This window comes from Secundilactobacillus silagincola, from assembly GCF_002583405.1.
GTDB classification, from domain to species: Bacteria; Bacillota; Bacilli; order Lactobacillales; family Lactobacillaceae; genus Secundilactobacillus; species Secundilactobacillus silagincola.
In genome coordinates, this window is sequence record NZ_BCMJ01000002.1 from 165,531 (window position 1) to 190,778 (window position 25,248).

Sequence of the window (25,248 nt, forward strand, 5' to 3'; positions counted from 1 at the left end):
TAAGAAAACGAGATTAGTCCAATCGCAAAATTTTGAGTCGCTCTGAAGAAATTTAACACAATTGCTAAAACTAGAGCAGTCCCGACTATTATTTGCATTATACGATACGATTTATGGGTAAACTGTGTGGCAAACGTTTCTTTTATTGACTTCATATTAATCATGATTAACTCCTAATTTTTGGTTGAATTTATTGTTTTTGTGCCTCTGTTTGAGTTTTATCAGGTGTTGTAAGCAGCATGTGTCTGCTGTACATTTACACCTGATTCAATAATACCGTACTCAATAGTGCAGTAGCAAAAGCTAATGATAAATATTTAATAAAAGATTTCATAAGAAAAGCTCTCCCTAAGACTTGATGACTAATACGTATTAGTGAGTTGCTGTTAACATCACTAGATTATTCGTAAGTACCTACTTTGGGGAGAATCGGAATGCTTACCTTCTGGTTTGGCAACCATTAGTTGCATTAAATAAAGGAAATTAGTACACGGAAAGACATGGTGCAAGCGAAATTGAAAGATGGTAAAATTGTAAGGGTATTCAGAGAATACAGAAAATGAAATTATTTAGTAAAATTTTTACTCTTTTTCCGGTTTTCGGCTTATACTGAAAGCGGAAGCATTATTGAGAACACAACTTAAACTTAAGAGGAGTGGCGATACGATGACTTGGCAAGATAATTATCAAGTATGGAAGAACTATCAAGACTTAGATCCAGCATTAGCACAAGAATTAGCAGATATGGCTGATGACCAAGAGGCACTAGAAAACGCCTTTACCAAACCAATGGCCTTTGGAACTGCGGGTATGCGGGGGCTGATTGGTCCCGGAATCGGACAAATGAACCTTTATACCGTTGGGGCCGCCGCTGAGGGATTGGCTCGCTTTATGGATACCCTGGACGATAAGGATAAGCAACGCGGTGTGGCAATCAGTTTTGACTCGCGTTATCAATCGCGTGAATTTGCACACCATTCAGCACAGGTTCTTGGTGCACACGGGATTCCAAGTTTTGTCTTCGACGATATTCGGCCTACACCAGAACTTTCTTTTGCGGTTCGTCACTTGCACACCTACGCCGGTATTATGATTACCGCTAGCCATAACCCTAAACAGTACAACGGGTTTAAGATCTACGGTCCCGATGGTGGTCAAATGCCACCAAAGGCTGCTGATCAGATCACTGAATACGTTAACGGTATCGATAACATGTTCACCGTTAAAACTGTGAAGGAAACAACGCTCAGGAAGCAAAATCTCGTTCATATCATTGGTGAAGATGTTGATGAAGATTATTTAGCCGGTGTTAAAGCCGTTTCGGTTAACCCTAAACTGATTGATGAAGTTGGTAAAGACATGACCTTGATTTACACGCCATTGCATGGGACCGGTCACATCATCGGTTACCGGGCATTGAAGGACGCTGGTTACGACCACTTTACGATGGTCAAAGAACAAGCCATTGCTGATCCTGAATTTCCAACGGTCACTCATCCAAATCCTGAATTTCCAGAAGCCTTTAACATGGCGATTGAATTAGGTAAAAAGCAAGGCGCTGACTTGTTGGTTGCTACTGACCCTGACGCCGACCGTTTGGGTGCCGCTGTTCGGATGCCAAACGGTGAGTATCAACTAATGACTGGGAATCAAATCGCCTCTGTTTTGCTGAACTATATTTTGAAGGCTAAGCAGGACGCAGGAAAGTTACCAGCTGACGGCATGGTCGTTAAGTCCATTGTCTCCACCGAATTAGCAACCAAGATTGCTGATCACTACGGCGTTAAGATGGTCAACGTGCTGACTGGATTCAAGTACATTGCTGAACAGATCAAGCTGGCTGAACAGAATCATGATCACACCTTCCTGTTTGGGTTTGAAGAAAGTTTCGGCTACCTGATCAACCCGTTTGTTCGTGATAAAGATGCGATTCAATCAACCATTCTATTGGCCGAAGTCGCTGCTGATTACAAACAGCAGGGATTGACCCTTTACGATGGCATTCAACAACTTTACAAGACTTATGGCTACTTCAAGGAAAAGACCACTGCCAAGGAGTTCGATGGCGTTGATGGTGCCGACAAGATGGCCGCTATTATGAAGTCCTTGCGTGACAGCAAACCAACGGAATTTGCTGGTGTTAAGGTTGAGACTACTGATGATTATCAAACGCAAGTGGCAACCCACCAAGATGGCAGCACTGAAAAATTGGATTTGCCAGTTTCCAACGTTTTGAAGTATTGGTTAGCAGATGGTACTTGGATTGCTGTTCGGCCTTCAGGGACTGAACCAAAGATCAAGTTTTACATTGGGACTAATGGTAAAACTGACGAAGAGGCTACTCAAAAGTTAACTGATTTTGAAAATGCTTTAACTCAGTGGGTTAAGGATTAGTAAAAAACGATCTGATTTTATCAAAATGGTGTTGGTAAAATCGGATCGTTTTTATCTGCACGGAGCGCGTCAACGTGGTAAACAGCTGACATTGATCAGGCTTGAACACTCATAAAGATTGATCTGAAGCTAAAGAAAACGATTTCATTTTTCGTTGACAAGAACTAAATTTTAGGTTATTTTAGAGGTAGTAAAAATTTAGTAAAATCTGTGGAGGCATAATTATGGATTATCAAAGCTTAAAAGAAGAATTCAACAAAGCTTTTGGCTACGAAGGTGAACGCGTTTACTTTTCACCAGGCCGAATTAACCTGATCGGTGAACATACTGATTACAATGGCGGTCACGTTTTCCCTTGCGCAATTACCATGGGCACATATGGTGTTTACGCAGCTCGTAAAGACGACCAAGTTCGACTTTATTCTGCTAACCTTCCAGACGCAGGTATTTTGACTTTCCCGATTGATAAATTAGATTTTGACAAAAACGATAGCTGGGCTAAGTTCCCACGTGGTGTGATGTACGAAATGGCTAAGCAGGGCAAGACGGTGGATCATGGGTTTGACCTCTTCGTTCACGGTGATTTGCCAGACGCTTCAGGCCTTTCATCATCAGCATCCATTGAACTCTTGATTGGTAACATTTTGAACCAAGAATTTAACTGGGGTGTCGATCAAATGACGTTGATCAAGAACGGCCAAGCAGTTGAAAATGATTACTTAGGGCTTAATACTGGGATTCTTGATCAATTTGCCATCGGTATGGGTAAAAAGAATCAGGCTGTTTTGCTTGATGCAAATACCATGAAGTATGAATATGTTCCCGTTGAATTAGGTGACAACGTGATTGTTATCATGAACACCAACAAGCGGCGTGAACTGACGGACTCTAAGTACAACGAGCGTCGGTCGGAATGTGAAAAGGCTGTCGCACTTCTACAAAAGGGTGGCGTGGATGTTAAGACGTTGGGTGACTTGTCACAAGAAGAATTCGATAAGGACGCTTACCTAGTTAACGATGACACATTAATCAAACGTGCGCGTCACGCGGTCATTGAAAACCAACGGACATTACGTGCTAAGAAAGCCTTGAGCAACGGTCAACTTGAAGAATTCGGTAAGTTAGTTAATGCGTCACACGTTTCCTTACATTATGACTACGAAGTTACGGGTAAAGAATTGGATACTTTAGCTGAAACCGCATGGAAGCAACCAGGGGTCTTGGGTGCTCGTATGACTGGTGCCGGCTTCGGTGGCTGCGCAATCGCCATTGTTAACAAGGCTAACGTTGATGACTTCATTAAGAATGTCGGTGATGTTTACAAGAAAGAAATTGGTTATGAAGCCAGCTTCTACGTTGCAAGCATTGGTGATGGTCCTAAGGAAATCAAAGCTTAATAGAGTTTAAAAAAGCGCAAAGCAATGTTACTTGCAGAGCGCTTTTATATCGGAATTAGGTTAAAGAGAAAGTATGGAGGTAATCGTTTATGACAGTTGTTGTATTAGGTGGTGCGGGCTATATTGGTTCACACACAGTTGATCGATTAGTTGAAAAAGGGTACGACGTTGCGGTGATTGATAGTTTGATCACAGGTCACCGGGCTGCGGTTAATCCTAAAGCACGTTTTTACCAAGGTGATATTCGCGACCGCGCCTTTTTGGATGAAGTTTTTAACAAAGAAACTGATGTAGAAGGCATTATTCACTTTGCGGCCTTTTCAATCGTGCCGGAATCAATGAGTAATCCATTGAAGTACTTTGATAACAATACTGGTGGCATGATTACCTTACTTAAGGCAATGAAGGACCATGATATTAAGCGCATCATCTTCAGTTCAACAGCTGCAACCTATGGTGAACCTAAGCAGATTCCAATTAAGGAAACTGATCCTCAGATTCCTACGAACCCATATGGTGAAAGTAAGTTAGCCATGGAAAAGATTATTCACTGGTCTGATGTGGCATACGGTATTAAGTTTGTGGCTTTACGTTACTTCAACGTTGCGGGTGCTAAAGCTGATGGCTCAATCGGTGAAGATCACCATCCAGAAACCCACTTGATTCCAATTATTTTGCAGGTTGCTGCGGGTGAACGTACTGGTTTGAAGATTTTTGGTACTGACTATCCTACTAAGGACGGGACTAACGTGCGTGACTACGTTCATGTTGTGGACTTAGCGGATGCACATATCCTGGCTTTGGAATACCTGAAAGCCGGCAATGACAGTGATGCCTTTAACCTTGGGTCATCAACTGGTTTCTCAAACAAAGAAATTTTGGAAGCTGCCCGTGAAGCAACTGGTCAGCCAATTCCTGCTGAAGATGCACCAAGACGTGCGGGTGATCCTAGCACCTTGATTGCTGCTAGTGACAAGGCTCGTAAAGTCTTAGGCTGGAAGCCACAATACGATGACGTTAAGGAAATTATTAAGACCGCTTGGAACTGGAAACAGACGCATCCAAAGGGCTACAACGACCGAGGTGAAGCCTAAAATGTCAAAAACTGTTGATCAATTTGTTGATGCCATTCTTGCTAGCGGAACCTATCAACCACTAGACCGCATTTACGTGACAAACCGCGTTCTTGGACTAGTCGGTGATGACGATGCCGTTGAAGCTAAAAGCGATGATTTATTGGATGTCGTTGATGCCTTGTTGGCAACTGCAGTTAAGAACGGTAAAATTGAAGATGGTCAATCTGACCGCGATATTCTAGAAGCTGAACTCACTGATTTGCTGACACCAACACCAGCTAAAGTGAACCAAGAATTCTGGAATGAATACCAAAAGTCACCCGAAGATGCAACGAACTTCTTCTATAACTTGAGTCGTAAAAACGACTACATTAAGACGAGATCGATTGCTAAGAACATCGTTTTTGATGCACCAACGGATTATGGTGACCTTGAAATTACCATTAACCTGTCAAAGCCTGAAAAGGATCCCAAGGCGATTGCTGCTGCTCGTAATCAGAAGAGTAACACGTATCCATTAAGTCAGTTAGCCATTGAAAACGAAGGCTACCGTGGCCGTTTGGGCTACCCAGCACGGACGAATCACCGGGTTATTCGGTTAACTCTTGGCGGTGAACCATGGGGCTTCCAGTATTCGCCATACGCTTACTTTAGTGAACACGCCATTTTCTTGCTGCAAGAACACCGACCAATGGTCATTAACCAGCATACTTTTGGTAATTTACTGGAAATTGTCCGGTTATTCCCACACTACTTTGTAGGTAGTAACGCTGATTTACCAATCGTTGGTGGCTCGATGCTGGCACAAGACCATTATCAAGGCGGTCGTCACGACTTCCCAATGATGAAGGCACCGCTAGACCGTAAAATTAAGTTAGCCGGTTTTGATGATGTTGATGCTGGTATTGTTAATTGGCCAATGTCTACGATTCGACTGTCAGGTGAAACACCTGAATCGTTGATCAATGCAGCAACAGCCATCGCTAACAGCTGGCAGCATTATGACGACGAATCAGTCGACGTTCGTTCCTATACGGATGGTGAACGTCACCACACGGTAACACCAATTGCTTACCGGCGTGGCTCTAAGTTTGTTTTAGATATTGTTTTGCGGGACAATCAGACTTCTGATAAGTACCCAGATGGTATTTTCCATCCGCATCAGGATGTTCAGCATATTAAAAAGGAAAACATTGGTTTGATTGAAGTTATGGGGCGCGCTATTTTACCAGCACGGCTTAAGACGGAAATGCAAGAAGTTAAACACTATGTATTAGGCGACTCAAACGAGATGAAGGACTATCACAAGGCATGGGCTGATCAATTGAAAGCAGACCATAAGTTTACTGCTGACAATGCTGACGGCATTATTGACCAGTCAATCGGTGAAGTCTTCGCTCGGGTTCTGCAAGATGCAGGTGTTTTCAAGTGGGACGACAAAGGCCAAGCTGCTTTTGACCGTTTCATTGCACAAATTAAGTAGTTTATTATACGAAAGGGGGAAGCATCTATGAAAGTGACTTTAAAAGACATCGCTCAAAAAGCAGGTGTTTCCCTGTCCACTGTTTCTCGAGTACTCAATTATGATACGACGTTATCCGTCAGTGATGATACTCGGCAACGCATTTTTGAAATTGCGGAAGAGCTGAACTATACCAAGACTAAGCGAGTCTCGCAGGTAGCTGATACCTATAAAATCGCAGTTGTTCAGTGGTACTCCATTAATAAAGAGCTGGATGACCTTTACTACATGACGATTCGAATGGAAATTGAAAAACGCAGTCAGGAACTGCATATCCAAACGATTCCAGTTTTTCAGAATCAGGTTTCTGAAATCAGCAAGGATGTCGATGGCATTATTGCGGTCGGTAAATACAGTGAAGCACAGGTCGATGAACTCAGTGCAATCAGCGATAATTTAGTCTTCGTTGACTGGAGTGAAATGGATCGTGGCTTTGATAGTATTGTGACCGAGTTTAAGCCAGCCGTTCTCAAAGTGATTGACTATCTGTTGCCAAAAAGTCAGGATATCGGCATCATCTATGGTTCTGAATACACGACGGATGGACAACTTAAGATTCCTGACCCACGCTTTAAGGCCTTCAAGTCGATCATGACTGAACGCAAGTTATTTAATCCTCAGTTTGCCTTTGAAGGTAACTACACTAATCAAGCTGGTTATGATTTGATGAAGCAGGCTGTACGGGATTTAGGTGATGATTTACCGCACGCCTTCTTCGTTAGCAATGACCCTATGGCAATCGGTGCCTTAAAGGCATTGGGTGAAGATAATATCAATGTTCCTGAACGCGTTAGTTTGTTCAGCTTCAATGACACTTCAGTTGCCAAGTACGTTTACCCAGAGTTAAGTGCGGTACACGTGGCTACGGATCAGATGGGGATCAGCGCAGTTGAATTAATGAAGAGTCGGCTGGAGAATAGCCGAGAAGTACCGCTAAAAGTGGTTGTTGGCACCAAGCTGATTATTCGTAAGAGTACTCGGTAAACAGAAATTAAATCACACAAGAAACCAAAAATCTAGCAAGGCGATGAGCTGAGCTAGATTTTTTTGTCCACTTAAGAGCGAATTCGTGAAAGTTATTGTAAACATTTCCACCCCGTGTTAAATTAATTATCTCAATAAAAGCGCTTATTATTACGATTCGAATAATATACATTTGACAAATTTAAAAAATAACGTGATTTTTTTAAAAAAGTAAACAATTTTTCTTGAAATGAAGTATAATGAATGTGACATAAAGAACAAACAAATTTAAACGAGAACAGTTGTTAGATATCAGGATCAACTGAAAGGAGACTATCATTATGATAAAAAAACACCGAAAAGTATTATTAGTTGGTGATGGCGCCGTGGGTTCATCTTTTGCATTTTCACTTCTACAAAACTGTGGGATCGATGAACTGGTGATCGTTGACCTTCAAAAAGAACACGCTGAAGGTGATAGCCTTGATTTGGAAGACCTGACACCGATGATGATGCCAGCTCGGATCAGAACCGGCGAATATTCAGATGCCGCGGATGCTGACATCGTTGTTTTGACCGCAGGCGTTCCTCGTAAACCAGGCGAAACTCGCTTAGACCTGGTTAATAAGAATACTAAGATTTTAGAATCAATCGTGACTCCAGTTGTGGAAAGTGGCTTCAACGGCGTGTTCGTTGTTTCGGCTAACCCAGTTGATATTTTAACGGCTTTAACTCAGCACATTTCAGGTTTCCCTAAGAACCGTGTCATTGGGACTGGGACTTCTTTGGACAGCGCACGGTTGCAGGTTGCACTTGGCAAAGAACTGGATGTTAGCACCAGCGATGTTGATGCCTACGTGTTAGGTGAGCATGGTGACAGTTCATTTGCTGCTTATAATGAAGCAACGGTGAACGGTCAGCCACTCTTAAGCCTGCCAAACATTGATCGTGACCGTTTAGCTCAGATTGAAGAGGACGTTAAGAAAAAGGGCGGCGCTATCATTAGCCGTAAAGGCGCAACGTTCTACGGTGTTGCAGTCAGCTTGATGAAGATTTGCCGGGCAATCCTATTGGATGAGAACTTGGTAATGCCAATCTCAGCACCAGTTAACGGTCAATATGGTCTGGAAGATGGCTACATCGGCACACCAGCTGTAATTAATGGTGGCGGTATTCGTCAGGTCATCGAAGTCAGTCTGACGGATGAAGAAACCGAAAAGATGCAAGAATCAGCACGTAAGATGAACGAAGTCTTACTCGCTGCTGAATAAATAAGTGATAGAATAAGATTAATCGAACGAGTTGGGTAGCAATTGCTGGCAACTCGTTTTTGTTTGAGGTGAAAAAATTGGAATTTACAACGAGTGATCATGTACGGCTTAGCTATACTGACGAAGGTGATGGCCCAGCGGTTTTATTGCTGAGCGGTATTGGGAGTTACCGTGAAATTTGGCTGCCAACAAAACGATTTTTAGTTGATGCAGGTTACCGAGTAATTAATTTAGACGCGAGAAATCAAGGCGCCTCCCAACGAACGTTTAAGGGTCGGCGGATGTCCCGTCACGCTATCGATATCAAAGAGTTACTGGCACACTTGGATTTAAATGATGTAATTGGAATTGGTAATTCCATGGGAGCCAGCACATTGTTTGCGTACGCTTCGTTATTTGGCAGTCACCAATTCAGTGCGTTTATCGATGTTGATCAGAGCCCCAAAATGATCAGTGATGACACGTGGCAATACGGGTTCAAAAACCTTACATGGGAAAATTTCCCAGAAATGTTAAAGTTGCCGTTTGGTCCTGCGACAGCCACACGTGTATCGGATGAAGTTCGAACCAATGTCCGGGCTGCCAGACAGGCACACCCCTATGATGTGGAACAAAATAACGCATTTTTAGTGGATCATGCCTTTCAAGATTGGCGGGATGTTTTACTAGGATTGCAGATACCGTTGCTGATCGTTGCTGGGGCAAAATCACCCTATTTTAATCCGAAGTTTGCGTCAGTGGCTGCTGCACTGGCACCACGAGGGCAATCGCAAGTGATTAATAATGCTGGTCATATTGTGATGACGGAGCAGCCGGCGTTATTTAATAAAGCACTGTCAGCCTTTTTGAAGAAAATTTGAAATAATCTGTTAGTTTCACAACTCAATAACCATGTATAAAATAAGCGGTATCCCAGTGCTTTCGGGATACCACTTATTTTATACATGGTTATTTATTGAATTTACGATCTACCCATCTCGAGTAAAACTCTGTTAGCAACGGATTCATTGGTTACAAAGTCCGTCAGTAGGCCACCACGTAAAGCACCAAGTAGAGCACGTCCCTTGAACTTACTTTTCACGATGGCGATACGATGAGGAACAGTGAGAATAGCATCTAAGGAAGCACCAAACAGTTTATCGTGTCCTCTGTTTAAAATATGGCCATTAATATCGTATGGCCGACCATACAGCATGCCAGCAACGTCGTCTGGTTCGATTTCACCCAGAATTTCGTCACGATGATTTTGCCATAGAGGAATGGAATCGACCGATGCCAGAGTACCAACCCCAGCGAATAGCAGGTCCATCTTAGCCATGGTAGTGAACGCTGAGACTAATGCTGGCTCCTGCTGTAAAGCAGTACGAGTGGCATCATTAATGATATAAAGGGGTGCCGGAATGGTTCTAAAGCTGGCACCGAATTTAGTCGCTGCTTTTTGAACTAGCGGGGTGGCACCAAGGGTAGAGTTGTATTTTAAATTGTCGCCCATAAACTGCGTGAAGACGAGATCATCTAAAATCTCGGACTGGAAGTGGTTAATCACGTTAGCAACCGTACCGCCCCAACCAACACCGATCACTGAACTGCGGTGAAGCATATCCTGAATTTCTTCGGCCGCGAACTCCACCACGTTTTCATAGTCTTCATTAGTATTATCAGCGTCTTTGAGAATAAAGGCATTTTGCAGGCCAAACTGCTTTTTAAACCGAGCCTCCATTTCCATATTGCGGTCAATGGGTGCGTTAATGGTGATTTTAACGAGGCCGTTGTTCAAAGCATCATCTAAATCTTTTGTAATTAAATAACGGCTAAGGTTATATTTTTTTGAGATTTGCGAAATAGTCAGTTTAGATAGGTAATAATCGCGTGCAATGTTAGCCAATTGCTCGCGGAATTTCATGTTGTCCAAAAAGTTTCCTCCTAAAAGTTTCAGTAGCCGTATCGGTGGCAGAACCATCATACAAGTTTTCGTAAGTGTTTATCAATTAGATGTGAATCTAGTTTCATTAATTAACTTCCCTACCATCATATCATGTTAGAACAAAAATGTTCGTATTTTTAAACACTTTTATCAGAACAAAAATTCTTATTTTAAAAATGTAAAAAATATGATTTATATTTGAAAAAGTTAAAAAGGCGGAGTAAACTATAAGAGTAGAAGAACTTAATAATTAAATCACAAGTGATTGTTTGAAAGGAATGGTGCGATTGACAGATAATAGTGAGATTTTAAAAGTGCATGAGAGTCACACAGGTGTATTGGACATTCAATCTGATCTAGGTGTACATAATAAGACCGATTTGGGCAAGGCGTATACTCCCGGAGTAGCGGTGCTCTCTAAGTTGATTGCCAAACATCCGGAACTTAAAAATAAGTATACGGTTAGCGGTAAGTTGGTCGCTTTGATTACGGATGGTTCCGCCGTTTTAGGTCTCGGCAATATTGGTCCAGCTGGCGGTTTACCCGTGATTGAAGGTAAAGCTTTGCTATATAAGGACTTGGCTGGCATTAACGCTATTCCAATTGCGGTTAACCAAGTGTCAACTGACGAAATCGTTAAGACGATTCAAAATATGTCGCAGTCGTTTGCGGGCATTCATTTGGAAGACATTGCGGCACCGAAGTGTTTTGAAATTGAGGAAGCACTAAGTCAATCGTTAAACATCCCAGTTTATCACGATGATCAAGAAGGGACTGCAATCGTTGTTTTAGCAGGCTTAATTAACGCCGCTAAAGTCGTAGGTAAGCAATTGTCAGATTTGCGCGTGGTGATTAATGGCGTCGGCGCTTCCGGCTTAGCCACCGCTAAATTACTTTACGCAGCAGGAATCAAACAACTGACTTTAGTTGATATTTATGGTGTGGTTACCGCAAATGATATGAGATATAATCAGTACCAACGTGATTTTGCGGCTCAAATTGAGGCTAGTGATGCTCAAAAGGGACTTAAATTGAGCGACGTGATGGATGGTCAGGATGCCTTCATCGGCCTTTCTGATCAGCATCTGTTATCCGGTGATGATGTTCAGCGGATGGCTGCTGACCCAATCGTCTTTGCGTTAGCAAACCCGATTCCCGAAATTGAACCAGAAGTTGCTGCTCAAGCTGGTGCTAAGGTCATTGCGACCGGTTCAAGCCAACATCCTAACCAGGTCAACAATATTTTGTCCTTCCCAGGCTTATTTAAAGGTTTGCTGGCCAGTGGGATAAAGCACGTTGACGCCAAGCTACAATTAGTTGTTGCCAAGGCTTTAGCGAGTGTTGTTGAAACACCAACGGCTGAGGAAGTGGTTCCAGGTGTGTTCAATACCCAGGTGGTTGAAACAGTCAGCCAAGCGGTTGTAGATTATGCCGATGACCAAAAGAAAGAATTGATGACGGAGGTCTGACATGGACAATCAAATTGTCGATCTGTATCTTAGCAACCCTAAAGTGAAAAGGGATTGGGAAGATTTTTTAACGAGTCTGAAGATTACCAATTTCTCTGCCAATGAGGTTGACCAAATCGACTATACGATTGGTATTTACAGCGGTGATGACTTGGTAGCAACGGGTTCCGTTGCCGGTAATGTGCTGAAGTACATTGGCGTCTGCAATAAGGGTGTGACTACTGGTTCCCGGTTCAACGCGATTGTTTCCGAGTTAGTTAATCGCCAATTTGCGAACCATATCTATCATCTATTTGTGTTTACGAAACTGAATTATAGTGACAGTTTCCAACATATTGGCTTTAGTGAACTGGCACATTCAGATGAAGCCGCGTTTTTAGAAACCGGTAGTCCGGATGTGAATGACTTCTTGACCGATATTCCCCGGGTCGATGATCAAAGTGATAAACAAGTTGCTGGCATCGTCATGAACGCTAATCCGTTTACTCGTGGGCACCGTTATTTAGTTGAGCAGGCGGCTAGTCAAAACGACTTGGTGTATGTTTTCGTCGTGAATACGGATGCTTCGTTGTTTACGACTGAGGAACGGTTCCAGTTAGTAAAGGACGGCACAGTCGACCTTGATAACGTCATCGTAGTTAACGGTGGCGACTACATGGTCAGTTACGCGACGTTCCCAGCTTATTTCTTGGCATCACCTGATCAGGCTGTGACGTATCAGACAACCTTGGATGCACGCATCTTCCGTAATGTCATTGCCCCAGCGTTGAATATTACGACACGCTACGTTGGGTCCGAACCATTATCGCGTACCACCAGTATTTATAACGATGTGCTGACACGAGAATTGCCGCCTGCAGTTGAGGTGAAGGTGATTGATCGTGATCAGACACTAACAAGTGATCATCAAGTGATCACTGCAACACAAGTTAGACAGTTCATCAAAAAGGGTGAGACCAGCAGTTTAACGGCTTTTGTGCCGGAAACGACTGCTCAATTCATCCAAAATCATTTAACAACCCTACAAAAACGGATTCAGGAAGGAATGAACATTGATGGAAATTAAAGAAACAGCCGTTGCTGGTACTTTGGAATCATCAGATATTCAGATTATGATCTCTAAAGCTACCGACGGGATTCAGATTGATTTGCAGTCCGACGTTGAAAAACAGTTCGGCGACCAAATTCGTCAGGTGATTACCAAGACGTTAAACGATTTAGACATTACAGCCGCAAAGGTTAAAGCAGTGGATAAGGGTGCGCTTGATTGTGTCATTAAAGCCCGGACGATTGCGGCAGCCCAACGTGCTAGCCAGACCACTGATCAACCAGCATGGGAGGTACTCTAAAATGGCTGAAAATGAAGAACGTTTACGTCGAACGATGATGTTTGTTCCTGGTAATAACCCAGCAATGGTGAAGGATGCCGGTATCTATGGTGCCGACTCCATCATGTTTGACCTGGAAGATTCCGTTTCACTGTCAGAAAAAGACGCTGCTCGTGTTTTAGTTTACGAAGCACTCCAAACGCAAGACTACGGTAATGCTGAATTGGTTGTCCGGGTCAACGGCCAAGACACTGAATTCTATGCCAATGATGTTAAAGCCATGGTTAAGGCCGGCATCGATGTGATTCGTTTGCCAAAAGCTGAATCAGCTGACATGGTCAAACAACTTGAGACTGATATCTTAGCTGCTGAAAAAGAATTTGGCAGAGAAGAGGGTTCAACTCATCTCATGGCTGCTATTGAAAGTGCTAAGGGTGTTTTAAACGCACCTCAAATCGCTGCAGCTTCTGATCGGATGATTGGGATCGCTTTATCAGCCGAAGATTACACCACGGATATGAAGACTCACCGTTACCCAGATGGTGCTGAACTCGAATTTGCCCGTAACATGGTGCTTCACGCTGCTCGTGCAGCCGGTGTGGCAGCCTTTGATACCGTCTTTACCAACATGGACGACACTGAAGGTTTCTACCGTGAAACGGAATACATTCACCAGCTCGGTTTCGACGGCAAGTCACTGGTTAACCCTCGTCAAATTGAAATGGTTAACAAGGTCTACGAACCAACTGAAAAAGAAGTATTGAACGCTAAGAACGTGATCAACGCCATTGAAGAGGCCCGCCTTAAGGGTTCAGGTGTGATTTCAATGAACGGTCAAATGGTTGACCGTCCAGTTGTTTTACGTGCACAACGTGTCATGCGGCTCGCAAAAGCGTCCAACCTAGTTGATGAGGAGGGTAATTACATTGAAAAATAGTGTTAATCGCGACTTACCAGAAGATGTCATGAAAGACTTAAACTACCAACCATTTGAATCCACTGAAATTGGTCATCCCGAGATTCAGCGGGTTGCCCCTAAAGTTCACGTTTCAACCGGTGACGACAAGGTAGTTACCTCAATCAAGCAAGTAATCAAAGATACCTTAAAAGATGGTATGACGATTTCGTTCCATCACCACTTCCGAAACGGTGATTTTGTGTTTAATATGGTGATGCGCGAAATCATCGATGCTGGCTACAAGGACTTAACCTTGGCGCCATCGTCTTTGACTGGCGTCATGAATGATTTAGTGATCGAAGCTATTAAGGCTGGTACCATTACGCACATTACTAGTTCTGGGATGCGTGGTTCATTGGGCGATTTTGTCTCACATGGTGGTTTAAAGAGCCCAGTTATCTTCCGTTCACATGGTAACCGTGCCCGTGCAATCGAACACGGCGACATTAAGATCGATGTTGCATTCTTGGGTGTGCCTAACGCAGATGCGCTTGGTAATGCCAATGGTATGGAAGGTGACGCTGTCTTTGGTTCATTGGGTTATGCCTTAATGGATGCCCAATATGCTGACAAGGTTGTTTTACTGACTGACAACATCGTTAGTTATCCAAACACGCCAGCTTCAATCAAGCAGACTCAAGTGGACTACGTGGTTAAAGTTGATAAGGTAGGGGATCCTGACAAGATTGGTTCAGGCGCCACTCGTTTCACTAAAGACCCTAAAGAACTGAAGATTGCATCAACGGTTAACGATGTTATTGTGAACTCACCTTACTTCAAGGATGGCTTCTCATTCCAAACTGGTTCAGGTGGTGCGGCCTTAGCTGTTACCCGTTACCTGCGTCAGGCTATGATTGATAATAAGATTAAAGCTTCCTTCGCATTAGGTGGGATTACAAAGCCAACGACTGATTTGTTAAAAGAAGGCTTAGTCGACAAAGTCATGGATGTTCAAGACTTTGACAAAGGTGCTGCTGAATCAATGCATACCAGCGCCAACCAACAAGAAATCGATGCGTCATGGTACGCTGATCCTGATAACAAAGGCGCCATGGTTGATCAATTAGACGTTGTGATCTTAAGTGCCTTGGAAATTGACACTAAGTTCAATGTGAACGTTATGTCAGGTTCTGACGGTGTCATTCGTGGCGCTATTGGTGGTCACCAAGATGCTGCAACGGCTAAGTTGACCATCATCTCTGCCCCACTAGTTCGTGGCCGTATCGCAACCGTTGTGCCAGATGTAACCACTGTTGTTACTCCAGGTGACTCAGTTGACGTTCTGGTAACCGAATACGGGATTGCCATTAACCCTAAGCGGAAGGACCTTCAAGAAGCACTTGGTAATTTACCTGGTGTGCCAGTTTACAAGATTGAAGACCTCCAAAAGCTGGCTGAACAAAAAGTAGGCAAACCAAAGCCACTTGAATTCACTGATCGGACCGTTGCCATGATTGAATACCGTGACGGCTCAATCATCGATACCATTAAAGAAGTTAAAGACTAAATTAGAGAATCGTTATTCCCTGAAAGGACTGAGTTGATGACCGCCATTTTTCAAACTGGTCAGCCGCAAGAAATCACTGATGTGCTTGATAATCGCGATGCGCGGGTGGCACTGCAGCAGCAATTGCTGACGCGTTATCCAAACGAAACGCTGATCGCCATTAAACTGAATATTCCTGGGCCAATTAAAAACAACCAGCAGATCAAGCAGCTGTTTACTGCTGGGATGCAACGTTTTTACGACCAGTTAAAGGCGCAGACTCGGCACTTTCAAACGGTGACGCAGTGGGATAAGCCAACGGGTAATGAACTATTCATGACCGTTGAACTTGACCCCGCAACTGTGAAACAGTTAGCCGTTAAATTTGAAGACCACGACCACCTTGGACGACTATTTGACGTGGATGTGCTTCACGCTGGCCGTGAGCGGGCACTGTCCCGTTCTGACTTTGATTTGCCAGTACGTAAATGTCTGATTTGTAATCGAGAAGCGAAGGATTGCGCCCGTTCCAGACGTCATTCGGTAGCGGAACTACAAGCCCGAATCAGTGAGATTTATACTGCTGAATTCGCATCTGCGGGAGGACATTAGACATGGATGCAACTGAAAAGGACGCGTTAGTTGGCGATGCATTACGTGCACTGCTATACGAAGTTAGCGTCAATCCAAAGCCTGGTTTAGTCGACCCAGTGTCTAGCGGTCCTCATCCTGACATGGACGTCTTCACCTTTATTGATAGTTCCATGAGTCTGAGACAGTATTTCAGCCGTTGCGTTGAGCAGGGTACCACGTTTCAGGGTGATGATCTCAGAGCGTTGTTCTTAGCGATTCGTCCGGCTGGTGTTGAGGCCGAAAAAGATATGTTTGAGGCGACTAAGGGTGTTAATACGCATAAGGGTGCCATCTTTTCCCTGGGAATTTTGGTGACGGCAGATGCCTACCATGCTAACCATAGCGACCTGTCGATACAGAAGATTGTTCAGCTAATGTTGAAGGATCTAACCGTCAACGATTTTAAAGGGTTAGCGGATAAGGCACCTGAAACATTAACCGCTGGGGAAAAAGAGTATTTAACCTATGGCATTAAAGGTATTCGTGGTGAAGCCGAAGCAGGTTTTCCAACGGTGATGAACATTGCTTTACCAGCTTTACGTCAGCATCAGGGAACTAAGAATCAGCGGTTACTTGATACCTTGATGACCATCGTGGGTAATAGCGTAGATACTAATCTAGTAAAACGCGCTAAAACCAACGATATCGTTGCCTGGGCTCGTTTACAGTCAGAACGGTACTTCGCTTTAGGCGGCAGTCGAACAGTCCAAGGAATGGCATTTCTTGACGAATTAAACGAGATTTTTACCGCACGTAACCTCAGTTTGGGTGGATCAGCGGATTTGCTGATCTTAACGATTTTTATGGGGCTGCGTGAGGGCGTTATTTAGAGCTTAAAACTAAATAGTAAAAAGCGGATACCTTTTTTGGGGTATCCGCTTTTGCTATCTATATAGGAGTTAATTAGTAGCGAGTTTAGCTAGTTCATCAATTTTATCGAAAAACGCTTCAGCGTGAACGTTGGTGACGAAGGTAATGTCACGTCCGTTTTCGGTGATGAAGGTCCGGCCTTCAGAAGGTGCGTGGTCGATCACATCACTTTTAACGGCGATTGAATCAACTAAATCGGGATAGTTACTGATTAGAGTCGTTAAAACGTCCCAAAGGTAGTAAGTCGAATTGGCTTCAAAGGAATGGACGAGTGAATATCCCTGACCAATTAAATCAAGAGCTGGATACTGCCGTTGTTTGGCCCAGCGTGTTCTTAATTCTTTAGTCAATGGGACTTGGTCCGTACTATCCAAGCCCACCATGGTAATCTTTAACGGTGAGTCCCAAACTTTCTTCACTGCTTGTGCATCCCAGTAAGCGTTCCATTCAACTGTACCGTCTTGCCCAGGTTCTGCAACGTTTCCTTGGCTGTTCATGGCACCGCCCATCCAGAATAGCTGCTCAATGTTGTCAGAGATTGTTGGATCAGTGGCCAACGCACGAGCTAAGTCAGTTAACGGTCCTGTCATCACGAGGGTGACAGGTGTGTCGGATTGTTTGATGGCATCGACCATGTCCAGATGGGCTGGTTTTGTTGCCAACGGTGTTTTTGGTTCACCATGTTCGTTTAGAATGGGGAAGTCATCAAACGAAAAAGCGCTTAACCGCCATTCTTTAGGAAACTGATGTGCTGGTCGTGAATTCGATTTAGCCACGGTAGCTGGTTTACGACCCTCATGACCAAACCGGTCAATGATTTTCCGGGAAGCAGAAGATGCAGGATCGACATAGCCGTCAGCATCGATAACACCGACACCAATAAGATTAACATCGGGCATCTGAAGTAGCAGTAAAAGTGAAACCAGATCGTCGACGTTACCATCGTGATCAAAATAGACATTATGCAAGGGAAAGACCTCCAGTTATTTTTAGCCAAAATTTAGTGATAACCGTACTTGGGGTTCTACGCGTCAATATAGTCTAAATGTGTTCAAACAGGCAGAGAGCTACATGTAAGCAGATAACGCTAATAATCCAAGCCCAAGATTTTTAGCATTATCCACTTACACTCCGCTCTCTAAACGCCTGTTTTCACACTCTACCAGATTTTCACACGATCCTTCGGTGCCTTATACATCTTATCGCCCGGTTGAATGTTGAAAGTGCTAAAGAAATCATCGAGGTTTTGAACTTGAACGTTGGCCCGCAGTTTGGCTGGCGCATGAACGTCAATGGACAGCAATAGTTGTTCGCGTTCCGGAGTAGCCTTTTGGCGCCAAATCTTGGCCCAGTTGAGGAAGAAAGCGTTCAGATCCACGTCCGGTTCACCTTTAGCTGCTTCCAACGCACAGCTAAGGCCGCCACCATCAGCAATGTTTTCAGAAACGGTCAGCTTACCATTTACTTTTTGACCGGCGTAAGGCAGACCATCGAATTCTTTCACCATGTTTTCTGCTAATTCATGGAAGTGTTCATTGTCTTTTTTCGTCCACCAGTTGTTGAGACTGCCGTTTTCGTCAAATAACGAACCGTTATTATCAAAAGCGTGAGAAATTTCGTGGGCAATCACGGCACCGATACCGCCAAAGTTTTCACTGGAAGACTGTTTCAAGCTGTAGAACGGTGCTTGCAGGATCGCTGCTGGGAACACAATGATGTTGTAGAAGGGGTGGAAGTAGGCGTTCACAGTTGAGGCACTCATTTCCCAACGGCTTCTGTCAACGGGTTGATTCCAGCGTGCAAAATCGTCTTCGTTACGGATGCGGGTGAATGTCATCAAGTTGGACAGCACGCTACCGCCTTCACTAGCAGTAGTGACTTTGAATTTACTGTAGAGTGGGTCAATCTTGTCTGGATAGCCGACTTGAATGCCTAATTTATCAAGCTTCAAAATCGCTTTTTCACGGGTTGCTTTACCAAGCCAGGTATTGTTAGCCAGGCGTTTCTTATAAACGTTGACCATTTTGACGACCATGTCATGAACGTCTTGCTTAGCAGCTTCGCCAAAGTATTTGCGGCCATAGTAGTCACCAACGACTTGGTCAAAGGTGCCGGTAGCTAAATCATAAGCGGCTTTTTCTTGGCTACGAGCTTCTTTACGGCCACTCATCGCACGGCCATAGATGGTGCTAGTTTGACGCTGCTCGTCGGTTAAATAGCTGGATAAGCCCATTACCGTCTTAAACAAGAGCCAGCTCTTCATCATCTGGAAGTGATCATCGGTCAGTAGATCACCTAAAGCATCGAAGAAGGCCGGTTCCGTTGCGATAATTTTTTCAGGTGTGCCATGAACCAGAGTCGTGATAGCGGTTCTCAGATCCAATTTATTAGTGCTATCGGCAATCTGGTCAAGTGTTCGTGGATTGTACATCTTACTGTAATCAGCACCTTCTTCGGCTGATTTAACGTGAGGTGCAATCAGTTTATCAAAGGCGGTTGCTTGTTCAATGATAGTTTTAGCTTTTGATGTTTCGTACCCAGCTTGTTCGAATAACTGAGTCATCATCTTCTCCAGAACTGGCATTAACTGTTTAGCCGCCTGGTTATCCTTTTCATAATAGGTCTTATCGGGCAAGAATAAGCGTGGTCCGCTAGCAAACAGTGCATACTTAGTGGAATCCTTCATATCTGAATCAATATCCAGTGAGAAAGGTGTTGGCAGACCGGCTAAAATCCAGTCAGCCAGCTGGTCACTGAGATCTTGATAGTTGTTAAGTGCTTCGATGCGGTCAAGGTAGGGTTTTAATGGTGCACTGCCGTCTTTTTCCCGCTTATCAAAGTCACTAACAAGTTCATAGAATTTCTTAAATTCATTCATTTCATCGTTTTCAGGTGTTAATTTACCCGCTAATAAATCCTTAAAGTCGGCCATTAACGTTTTTTCAATCCCATCCGAGAGGTCGGTAAACCCACCTGTAGTTGAGTGGTCGCCAGGGATGGTGGCTGTTTTAAGCCATTCGCCGTTTACAGCGTCGTATAAATCAGTTTTTATTAAATCTTGATCAATTTTATCTGCCATTTGATAACCTCCATCTGATTAGTAGACTGTTCTTATTATACTGCTACCCCAGTGGCTTTGATACAAGATTGATTACAAAAAGCCGGTCTCAAAGTTGTCAATAAACTTCGAGACCCGCCAGATTTTGTAATTATCACTCAGTCGTATTTAGCTGAAAGATGAGACTATTCAATTAAATGTAATAGTGACTAAAACCAGCTTAGACTGTTAACGAATCGTTGGCCAGCCTTCATAACGTTAAACTCGTACTAAATTTTCCACCAATTTTTTTCAATTACGGTAACGTTGTTTAAGTCTTCTAGTTCGAACCGTTCAATATCGCCATCATGGGTTAGGTAAAAAACACCGTCACTTGGGGAAGTATTTACCATTCCCGTGACAGCTTTAGATTGGCTTAACGTCAACTTGATCACCCAATTATGGTGATAGGCTTTTGTAATAGTAGATGATAAATCCTTGGTTGTTTCTTGCATTGATATCCCCCCGATTTAAAAACTCAAGCTTCATTATAGGGAGCCAAAATATAGAATTCAATCTTGACATTTTGAGCAGGTCAAGCGACGTACTGTTGCGTGGCGATTTACCAAAGAAAAAATTTTTTGAACTCTTTTTTCATGAAAACAAAGGTGAAAATGCTCACATTATTTTGGTACATATTTTAACGTTAGCGCTTTCAAATGTGGTAGCATAAAAGTAGAAAAGAAGCGGAGGTGTCATTCATGTTTGAGAAAATTTTAGTTCCAATTGATGGCAGTGAGAATGCTTATCGGGCGCTTGATGCTGCGGTTGATATTGCGAAACACTATGGGTCAAAGATCACGGTTGTCGCGATTGCTAACGATCAGAGTTACACTCAATATGGGGCAATTTTTGGCGACGACATTATGGCACACATGAAGGAACAGGCTGAAGAATCATTGCAGGCGGCTAAGACGCGTGCTAAGGATGCTGGCGTGGATGTAGAAACGGATTTTGAGGTCGGTATTCCAAAGCAGGCCATTTCGGAGACCTTGCCAGATTTACTGGATACTACTTTGACCGTCATTGGTAAATCGGGTGTTCACGGTTTGAACCGAGCCATTATGGGATCAACTACCGGGTATGTGGTTCGTCGGTCAATCACGCCAGTTCTGGTTGTTGGTGAGTAGCATAAACGCGTAAAATTTAAGCTTAGAAAGCATGCATTTCGACTGATATTTAGTCGGGAGGCATGCTTTTTTGAAACAAATAAACGACAAGTGTTTTTTCCATAAAATTAATGAGACTCATGGTAAACTTACGGTAATTTCAGTACGTGGGGGTGTGTAAGCCATGTTGCACACGTTATTAAAATCGGTACGTGAATACCGGCTTCAAACGATTGTTTCACCATTGCTCGTAGTTTCAGAATCGGCCATTGAGACGTTTATTCCCTTTTTGATGGCTGCAATTATTGATCAGGGGATTCGTCCTGGTAATTTATCGGTTGTGATTAAGGTTGGCGTATTACTTTTACTGATGTCGGTGGTTTCACTGACGTTTGGTGCCGGTGCCAGTTGGGTTTCTAGTCAAGCGGCAGCTGGCTTTGCCAAGAATTTACGGCACGATATTTTCAGTCAAATTCAAACCTTTTCCTTTCAAAATTTGGACCATTTTGCCACTTCAAGCTTAGTGACCCGGCTGACCACCGATATCACTAACATTCAAACGGCGTATCAAATGCTGATCCGAGTGGCGGTTCGAGCCCCGTCCATGCTGTTGTTTTCAATCATCATGGCGTTTTTAGTCAGTCGGCAGGCGGGCTGGTTATTTGTTTGCGTTGTTCCGGTGCTGGCAATCGGGTTGTTCTGGATCGTTAAAAAATCTCGACCGCTTTTTAGGCAAGTTTTTCGTCAATACGATAAATTAAACCGGGTAGTCAGAGAAAATTTGCGTGGCATTCGGGTGGTGAAAACATACGGTCAGCAAGGTGCTGAAATCTCTAAATTTCGTCAGTCAGCAAAGGAAATCGCTGAGGTTTTTGCCAAAGCACAGCGGATCGTTGCCCTGAACATGCCACTGATGCAGTTTGTGATCAGTACGACCATGCTGATTTTATCCTGGCTGGGTGCTAAGTTGATTGTCGGTAAAGCTCTGGAAATCGGTCAATTCGTCAGTTTGTTCACGTACAGCATTTCGATTTTATACAGTTTAAACATGCTGGCGATGATTTTTTCGCAGTTGTCGGTTTCACAGGCATCTGCGGAACGTGCGGTAGAGGTGCTAGAAACAGCACCAGACATTGTGGCGGTACCTGATGCTGAGACTGAAGTACCAGATGGCAGCATTGATTTTGAACACGTGACGTTTAGTTATCCGGGTACGGATGATGATCAGTTAAACGACGTTAATCTACACATTAACAGTGGTGCCGTAGTCGGCATTATTGGCGAAACGGGGACGTCTAAAACGACCTTGGTGTCACTGATTCCACGATTGTACGATGTTTCTAGCGGTGTCGTCCGCGTCGGTGGGAAAAACGTGCGGCAATACGCCTTGAAAACTTTACGGGACCAAGTCGCGATGGTGCTGCAAAATACTATTTTATTTTCGGGTACGGTTCGGGAAAATTTAAAGTGGGGTAATCCGGATGCCACAGATGAACAGCTTGATCAGGTACTTCAGCAGGCCCAAGCTAAGGATTTTGTGGCGCATTTACCAGCGGGTTTGGATACTCAAATTGAGCAGACTGGTCAAAATGTTTCGGGTGGGCAGCGTCAGCGACTGACCATCGCGCGAGCACTATTGAAGCAGCCTAAAATTTTGATTCTGGATAATGCCACTAGCGCTACTGATACGCAGACTGAAGCGCGGATTCGCCAAGCGTTTAAACAAGACTTGCCTAACGTCACCAAGCTGATGATCACTCAGCGAATTGGCAGCATTATTGATGCTGATCAAATTATTATTATGAAACGCGGTGGTATCGAAGCCATTGGCACCCATGACGAATTAATGGTTTCTAATCAATGGTACCGGCAACTTTACCAGGCACAGCAGAAGACGGGAGGCAACGGCCATGAATAAGCGACGTGAGGTCTTCTGGCGCCTGTTGAGACTGTTGGTGAGTGATTATAAGGGTTGGCTGAGTATCAGCCTAATAGCCATTATTTTAAGCGCTTTATCAGGAGTGGCTGGTTCGTTGTTCATTCAACGGTTAATCGATCACTATATTATGCCGTTGACCCGAGCCACTAATCCGGATTTTAAACCGCTACTGGTTGCAATCGGTGTGATGGCGGCTATTTTTTACGTTGGGGTGATTGCTACCGTGATTTACTCACAAATCATGGCGGTGGTTGGTCAACGCATTCAAGAGTCGATTCGGGATCAGATGTTTGAAAAAATGCAGGTGCTACCGCTGCGTTACTTTGATCAAAACGACTACGGTAACGTTATGAGTCGTTACACAAACGACGTGGATACCTTGATGCAGCTGATTACGCAAAGTTTTCCGCAGTTTGTGGTGGCCTTGTTTAACGTAACTTTTGCACTAGCAGCCATGTTGCTGTTGAGTCCGGTACTGACTTTAGTTTCACTGGTGATTTTTGCGACCAGTATTATGATCGTGCGCTGGCTGACTCATCGCAGTGCCAAATATTTTCGAGCTCAGCAGGCTTCTCTAGGTAAGTTGGACGCCTTTGTTGAAGAAATGCTGAACGGTGAACGGGTGATTAAGGTGTTTTCCCACGAAAAACAGGTGCAAGCAGAGTTCGAAACGTATAATGACGCCCTACGAAATGATGCGAGGTATGCCAACGGTTTTGCCACCATGCTCTTTCCCATAATGGGCAATATGGGAAATTTGCTGTACGTGTTAATTGCGGTGCTAGGTGGTGGTTTAGCCATTATGCACCCAACGCTGATCACTTTAGGGACTATCGCCGCGTTTTTGCAGCTTAGTCGTTCTTTCAGTCAGCCGATTGCCCAAATTTCACAGCAATTAAATTCAATTATTCAGGCGATGGCGGGTGCTGGACGAATTTTTCAGCTATTGGATGAAGTACCAGAGGATGACCAAGGAACCACCACGTTAATCAAACAGGGTGAAAGCTGGTTTTGGCAGCCAGCAGATACTTCACAGCCACGGGTGCCAGTGAAGGGAAACATCAAATTTTCCCACGTGAATTTTACGTATCCGCAGTCTAACGCTGGGTTGCACGATTTAAGTTTTGAAGCACAAGCAGGCGCCAAAATAGCCCTAGTTGGTGAAACTGGGGCCGGAAAGACGACGACTACCAATATGCTCAATCGATTCTACGATATTGATAGTGGTCAGATTATGTATGATGGTGTGGATATCTCAACCATTAAAAAGGCCGATCTGCGCCGGGCATTGGCCATTGTGTTACAGGATACGCATTTGTTTACGGGGACTATTAGGGATAATATTCGTTATGGTATCCCGGATGCTGACGATTCGGCAGTGATTGCTGCGGCCCAGTTGGCGCGGGCAGATGTTTTTATTAAGGAGCTGCCAGCTGGTTACGACACGGAGATTACCGGTGATGGTGAGGAATTGTCGTCCGGGCAACGTCAAATGCTGGCTATTGCCCGCGCTGCAATCGTGGATCCACCGGTAATGATTTTAGATGAAGCAACTTCCAATATTGATACCCGAACGGAGCGTTTGGTTCAGGCTGGCATGGATAACTTGATGGCCAACCGGACCACCTTTGTGATTGCTCATCGGCTATCCACGGTCTTTAATGCAGATTTGATTTTGGTGATCGACAACGGTCAAATCATTGAACGGGGTACTCACGAGGAATTACTGCAGCATCATGGGCGATACTACGAACTCTATCAGGGATTAGGATAGAAAAAAGGTCTCATTTAAGTGACCATGCATAGTCGCTT

21 protein-coding genes are annotated in these 25,248 nt (G+C 44.0%); 17 read left to right on the top strand and 4 right to left on the bottom strand.

Annotated elements, in window-relative coordinates; all coding sequences use genetic code 11:
* The first annotated feature begins 666 nt into the window (after positions 1 to 666).
* From CES82_RS02630 to CES82_RS02660, 7 genes are all read left to right on the top strand, one after another.
* Positions 667 to 2,394, top strand: a complete 1,728-nt coding sequence (locus CES82_RS02630) for a phospho-sugar mutase (protein ID WP_098823776.1) — start codon at positions 667 to 669, stop codon at positions 2,392 to 2,394.
* A 224-nt stretch (positions 2,395 to 2,618) separates the two neighbouring features.
* Positions 2,619 to 3,791: a galactokinase gene (locus tag CES82_RS02635; protein ID WP_098823777.1), complete on the top strand. Its 1,173-nt coding sequence runs from the start codon at positions 2,619 to 2,621 to the stop codon at positions 3,789 to 3,791.
* Positions 3,792 to 3,880: 89 nt separating this feature from the next.
* The gene (gene galE, locus CES82_RS02640) at positions 3,881 to 4,885 is read left to right on the top strand and encodes a UDP-glucose 4-epimerase GalE (RefSeq protein WP_098823778.1); all 1,005 of its coding nucleotides are present in this window, start codon (positions 3,881 to 3,883) and stop codon (positions 4,883 to 4,885) included.
* Between the two features lies 1 nt (position 4,886).
* The gene (locus tag CES82_RS02645; RefSeq protein ID WP_098823779.1) at positions 4,887 to 6,350 is read left to right on the top strand and encodes a UDP-glucose--hexose-1-phosphate uridylyltransferase; all 1,464 of its coding nucleotides are present in this window, start codon (positions 4,887 to 4,889) and stop codon (positions 6,348 to 6,350) included.
* 27 nt (positions 6,351 to 6,377) lie between these two features.
* The gene (locus tag CES82_RS02650) at positions 6,378 to 7,373 is read left to right on the top strand and encodes a LacI family DNA-binding transcriptional regulator (RefSeq protein ID WP_098823780.1); all 996 of its coding nucleotides are present in this window, start codon (positions 6,378 to 6,380) and stop codon (positions 7,371 to 7,373) included.
* A 320-nt stretch (positions 7,374 to 7,693) separates the two neighbouring features.
* Positions 7,694 to 8,623 carry an L-lactate dehydrogenase gene (locus CES82_RS02655; RefSeq protein ID WP_098823781.1) on the top strand — a complete coding sequence of 310 codons (930 nt, stop codon included), beginning with the start codon at positions 7,694 to 7,696 and terminating at the stop codon, positions 8,621 to 8,623.
* 68 nt (positions 8,624 to 8,691) lie between these two features.
* Positions 8,692 to 9,483: an alpha/beta fold hydrolase gene (locus CES82_RS02660; protein WP_369689067.1), complete on the top strand. Its 792-nt coding sequence runs from the start codon at positions 8,692 to 8,694 to the stop codon at positions 9,481 to 9,483.
* A 101-nt stretch (positions 9,484 to 9,584) separates the two neighbouring features.
* On the opposite strand, the gene CES82_RS02665 is transcribed toward CES82_RS02660, so the two are convergent.
* The gene (locus CES82_RS02665) at positions 9,585 to 10,535 is read right to left on the bottom strand and encodes a sugar-binding transcriptional regulator (protein ID WP_098823783.1); all 951 of its coding nucleotides are present in this window, start codon (positions 10,533 to 10,535) and stop codon (positions 9,585 to 9,587) included.
* 290 nt (positions 10,536 to 10,825) lie between these two features.
* Between CES82_RS02665 and CES82_RS02670 the strand changes: the two genes are divergently transcribed.
* The 7 genes from CES82_RS02670 to citG are packed head-to-tail and all read left to right on the top strand — an operon-like array spanning position 10,826 to position 17,251.
* The gene (locus CES82_RS02670; protein ID WP_180245637.1) at positions 10,826 to 12,016 is read left to right on the top strand and encodes an NAD(P)-dependent malic enzyme; all 1,191 of its coding nucleotides are present in this window, start codon (positions 10,826 to 10,828) and stop codon (positions 12,014 to 12,016) included.
* Position 12,017: 1 nt separating this feature from the next.
* Positions 12,018 to 13,082 carry a [citrate (pro-3S)-lyase] ligase gene (gene citC / locus CES82_RS02675; protein ID WP_098823785.1) on the top strand — a complete coding sequence of 355 codons (1,065 nt, stop codon included), beginning with the start codon at positions 12,018 to 12,020 and terminating at the stop codon, positions 13,080 to 13,082.
* On the top strand, positions 13,072 to 13,365 hold the full coding sequence (citD, locus tag CES82_RS02680) for a citrate lyase acyl carrier protein (protein ID WP_098823786.1): 294 nt from the start codon (positions 13,072 to 13,074) through the stop codon (positions 13,363 to 13,365). Before citC ends, citD begins: the two co-directional genes overlap by 11 nt.
* A 1-nt stretch (position 13,366) precedes the next feature.
* Complete coding sequence (citE, locus tag CES82_RS02685; RefSeq protein ID WP_098823787.1) at positions 13,367 to 14,281, top strand: citrate (pro-3S)-lyase subunit beta; 915 nt, start codon at positions 13,367 to 13,369, stop codon at positions 14,279 to 14,281.
* Complete coding sequence (gene citF, locus CES82_RS02690) at positions 14,271 to 15,809, top strand: citrate lyase subunit alpha (protein WP_098823788.1); 1,539 nt, start codon at positions 14,271 to 14,273, stop codon at positions 15,807 to 15,809. The genes citE and citF overlap by 11 nt, the downstream gene beginning before the upstream one ends.
* Before the next feature lie 36 nt (positions 15,810 to 15,845).
* Positions 15,846 to 16,400 carry a citrate lyase holo-[acyl-carrier protein] synthase gene (citX, locus tag CES82_RS02695; protein ID WP_098823789.1) on the top strand — a complete coding sequence of 185 codons (555 nt, stop codon included), beginning with the start codon at positions 15,846 to 15,848 and terminating at the stop codon, positions 16,398 to 16,400.
* Between the two features lie 2 nt (positions 16,401 to 16,402).
* The gene (citG, locus tag CES82_RS02700) at positions 16,403 to 17,251 is read left to right on the top strand and encodes a triphosphoribosyl-dephospho-CoA synthase CitG (protein ID WP_098823790.1); all 849 of its coding nucleotides are present in this window, start codon (positions 16,403 to 16,405) and stop codon (positions 17,249 to 17,251) included.
* Between the two features lie 69 nt (positions 17,252 to 17,320).
* Here the strand turns inward: citG and CES82_RS02705 are convergent, their stop codons facing one another.
* The 3 genes from CES82_RS02705 to CES82_RS02715 all read right to left on the bottom strand — a co-directional run bounded on the left by CES82_RS02705 (position 17,321) and on the right by CES82_RS02715 (position 20,843).
* The gene (locus CES82_RS02705; RefSeq protein WP_098823791.1) at positions 17,321 to 18,259 is read right to left on the bottom strand and encodes a nucleoside hydrolase; all 939 of its coding nucleotides are present in this window, start codon (positions 18,257 to 18,259) and stop codon (positions 17,321 to 17,323) included.
* 191 nt (positions 18,260 to 18,450) lie between these two features.
* Entirely contained in the window at positions 18,451 to 20,370 is a 1,920-nt protein-coding gene (locus CES82_RS02710; RefSeq protein ID WP_098823792.1) for a M13 family metallopeptidase, read from the bottom strand.
* 248 nt (positions 20,371 to 20,618) lie between these two features.
* Entirely contained in the window at positions 20,619 to 20,843 is a 225-nt protein-coding gene (locus tag CES82_RS02715; RefSeq protein ID WP_098823793.1) for a hypothetical protein, read from the bottom strand.
* Positions 20,844 to 21,089: 246 nt separating this feature from the next.
* Here CES82_RS02715 and CES82_RS02720 point away from each other — a divergent pair, with 246 nt between their 5' ends.
* The 3 genes from CES82_RS02720 (at position 21,090) to CES82_RS02730 (ending at position 25,210) form a co-directional block, all read left to right on the top strand.
* Positions 21,090 to 21,518 (top strand): universal stress protein, encoded by a 429-nt coding sequence (locus CES82_RS02720; RefSeq protein WP_098823794.1) that lies wholly within the window; start codon positions 21,090 to 21,092, stop codon positions 21,516 to 21,518.
* A 163-nt stretch (positions 21,519 to 21,681) separates the two neighbouring features.
* Positions 21,682 to 23,415: an ABC transporter ATP-binding protein gene (locus CES82_RS02725; RefSeq protein ID WP_098823795.1), complete on the top strand. Its 1,734-nt coding sequence runs from the start codon at positions 21,682 to 21,684 to the stop codon at positions 23,413 to 23,415.
* Positions 23,408 to 25,210 (top strand): ABC transporter ATP-binding protein, encoded by a 1,803-nt coding sequence (locus CES82_RS02730; RefSeq protein WP_098823796.1) that lies wholly within the window; start codon positions 23,408 to 23,410, stop codon positions 25,208 to 25,210. The genes CES82_RS02725 and CES82_RS02730 overlap by 8 nt, the downstream gene beginning before the upstream one ends.
* Positions 25,211 to 25,248 lie beyond the last annotated feature (38 nt).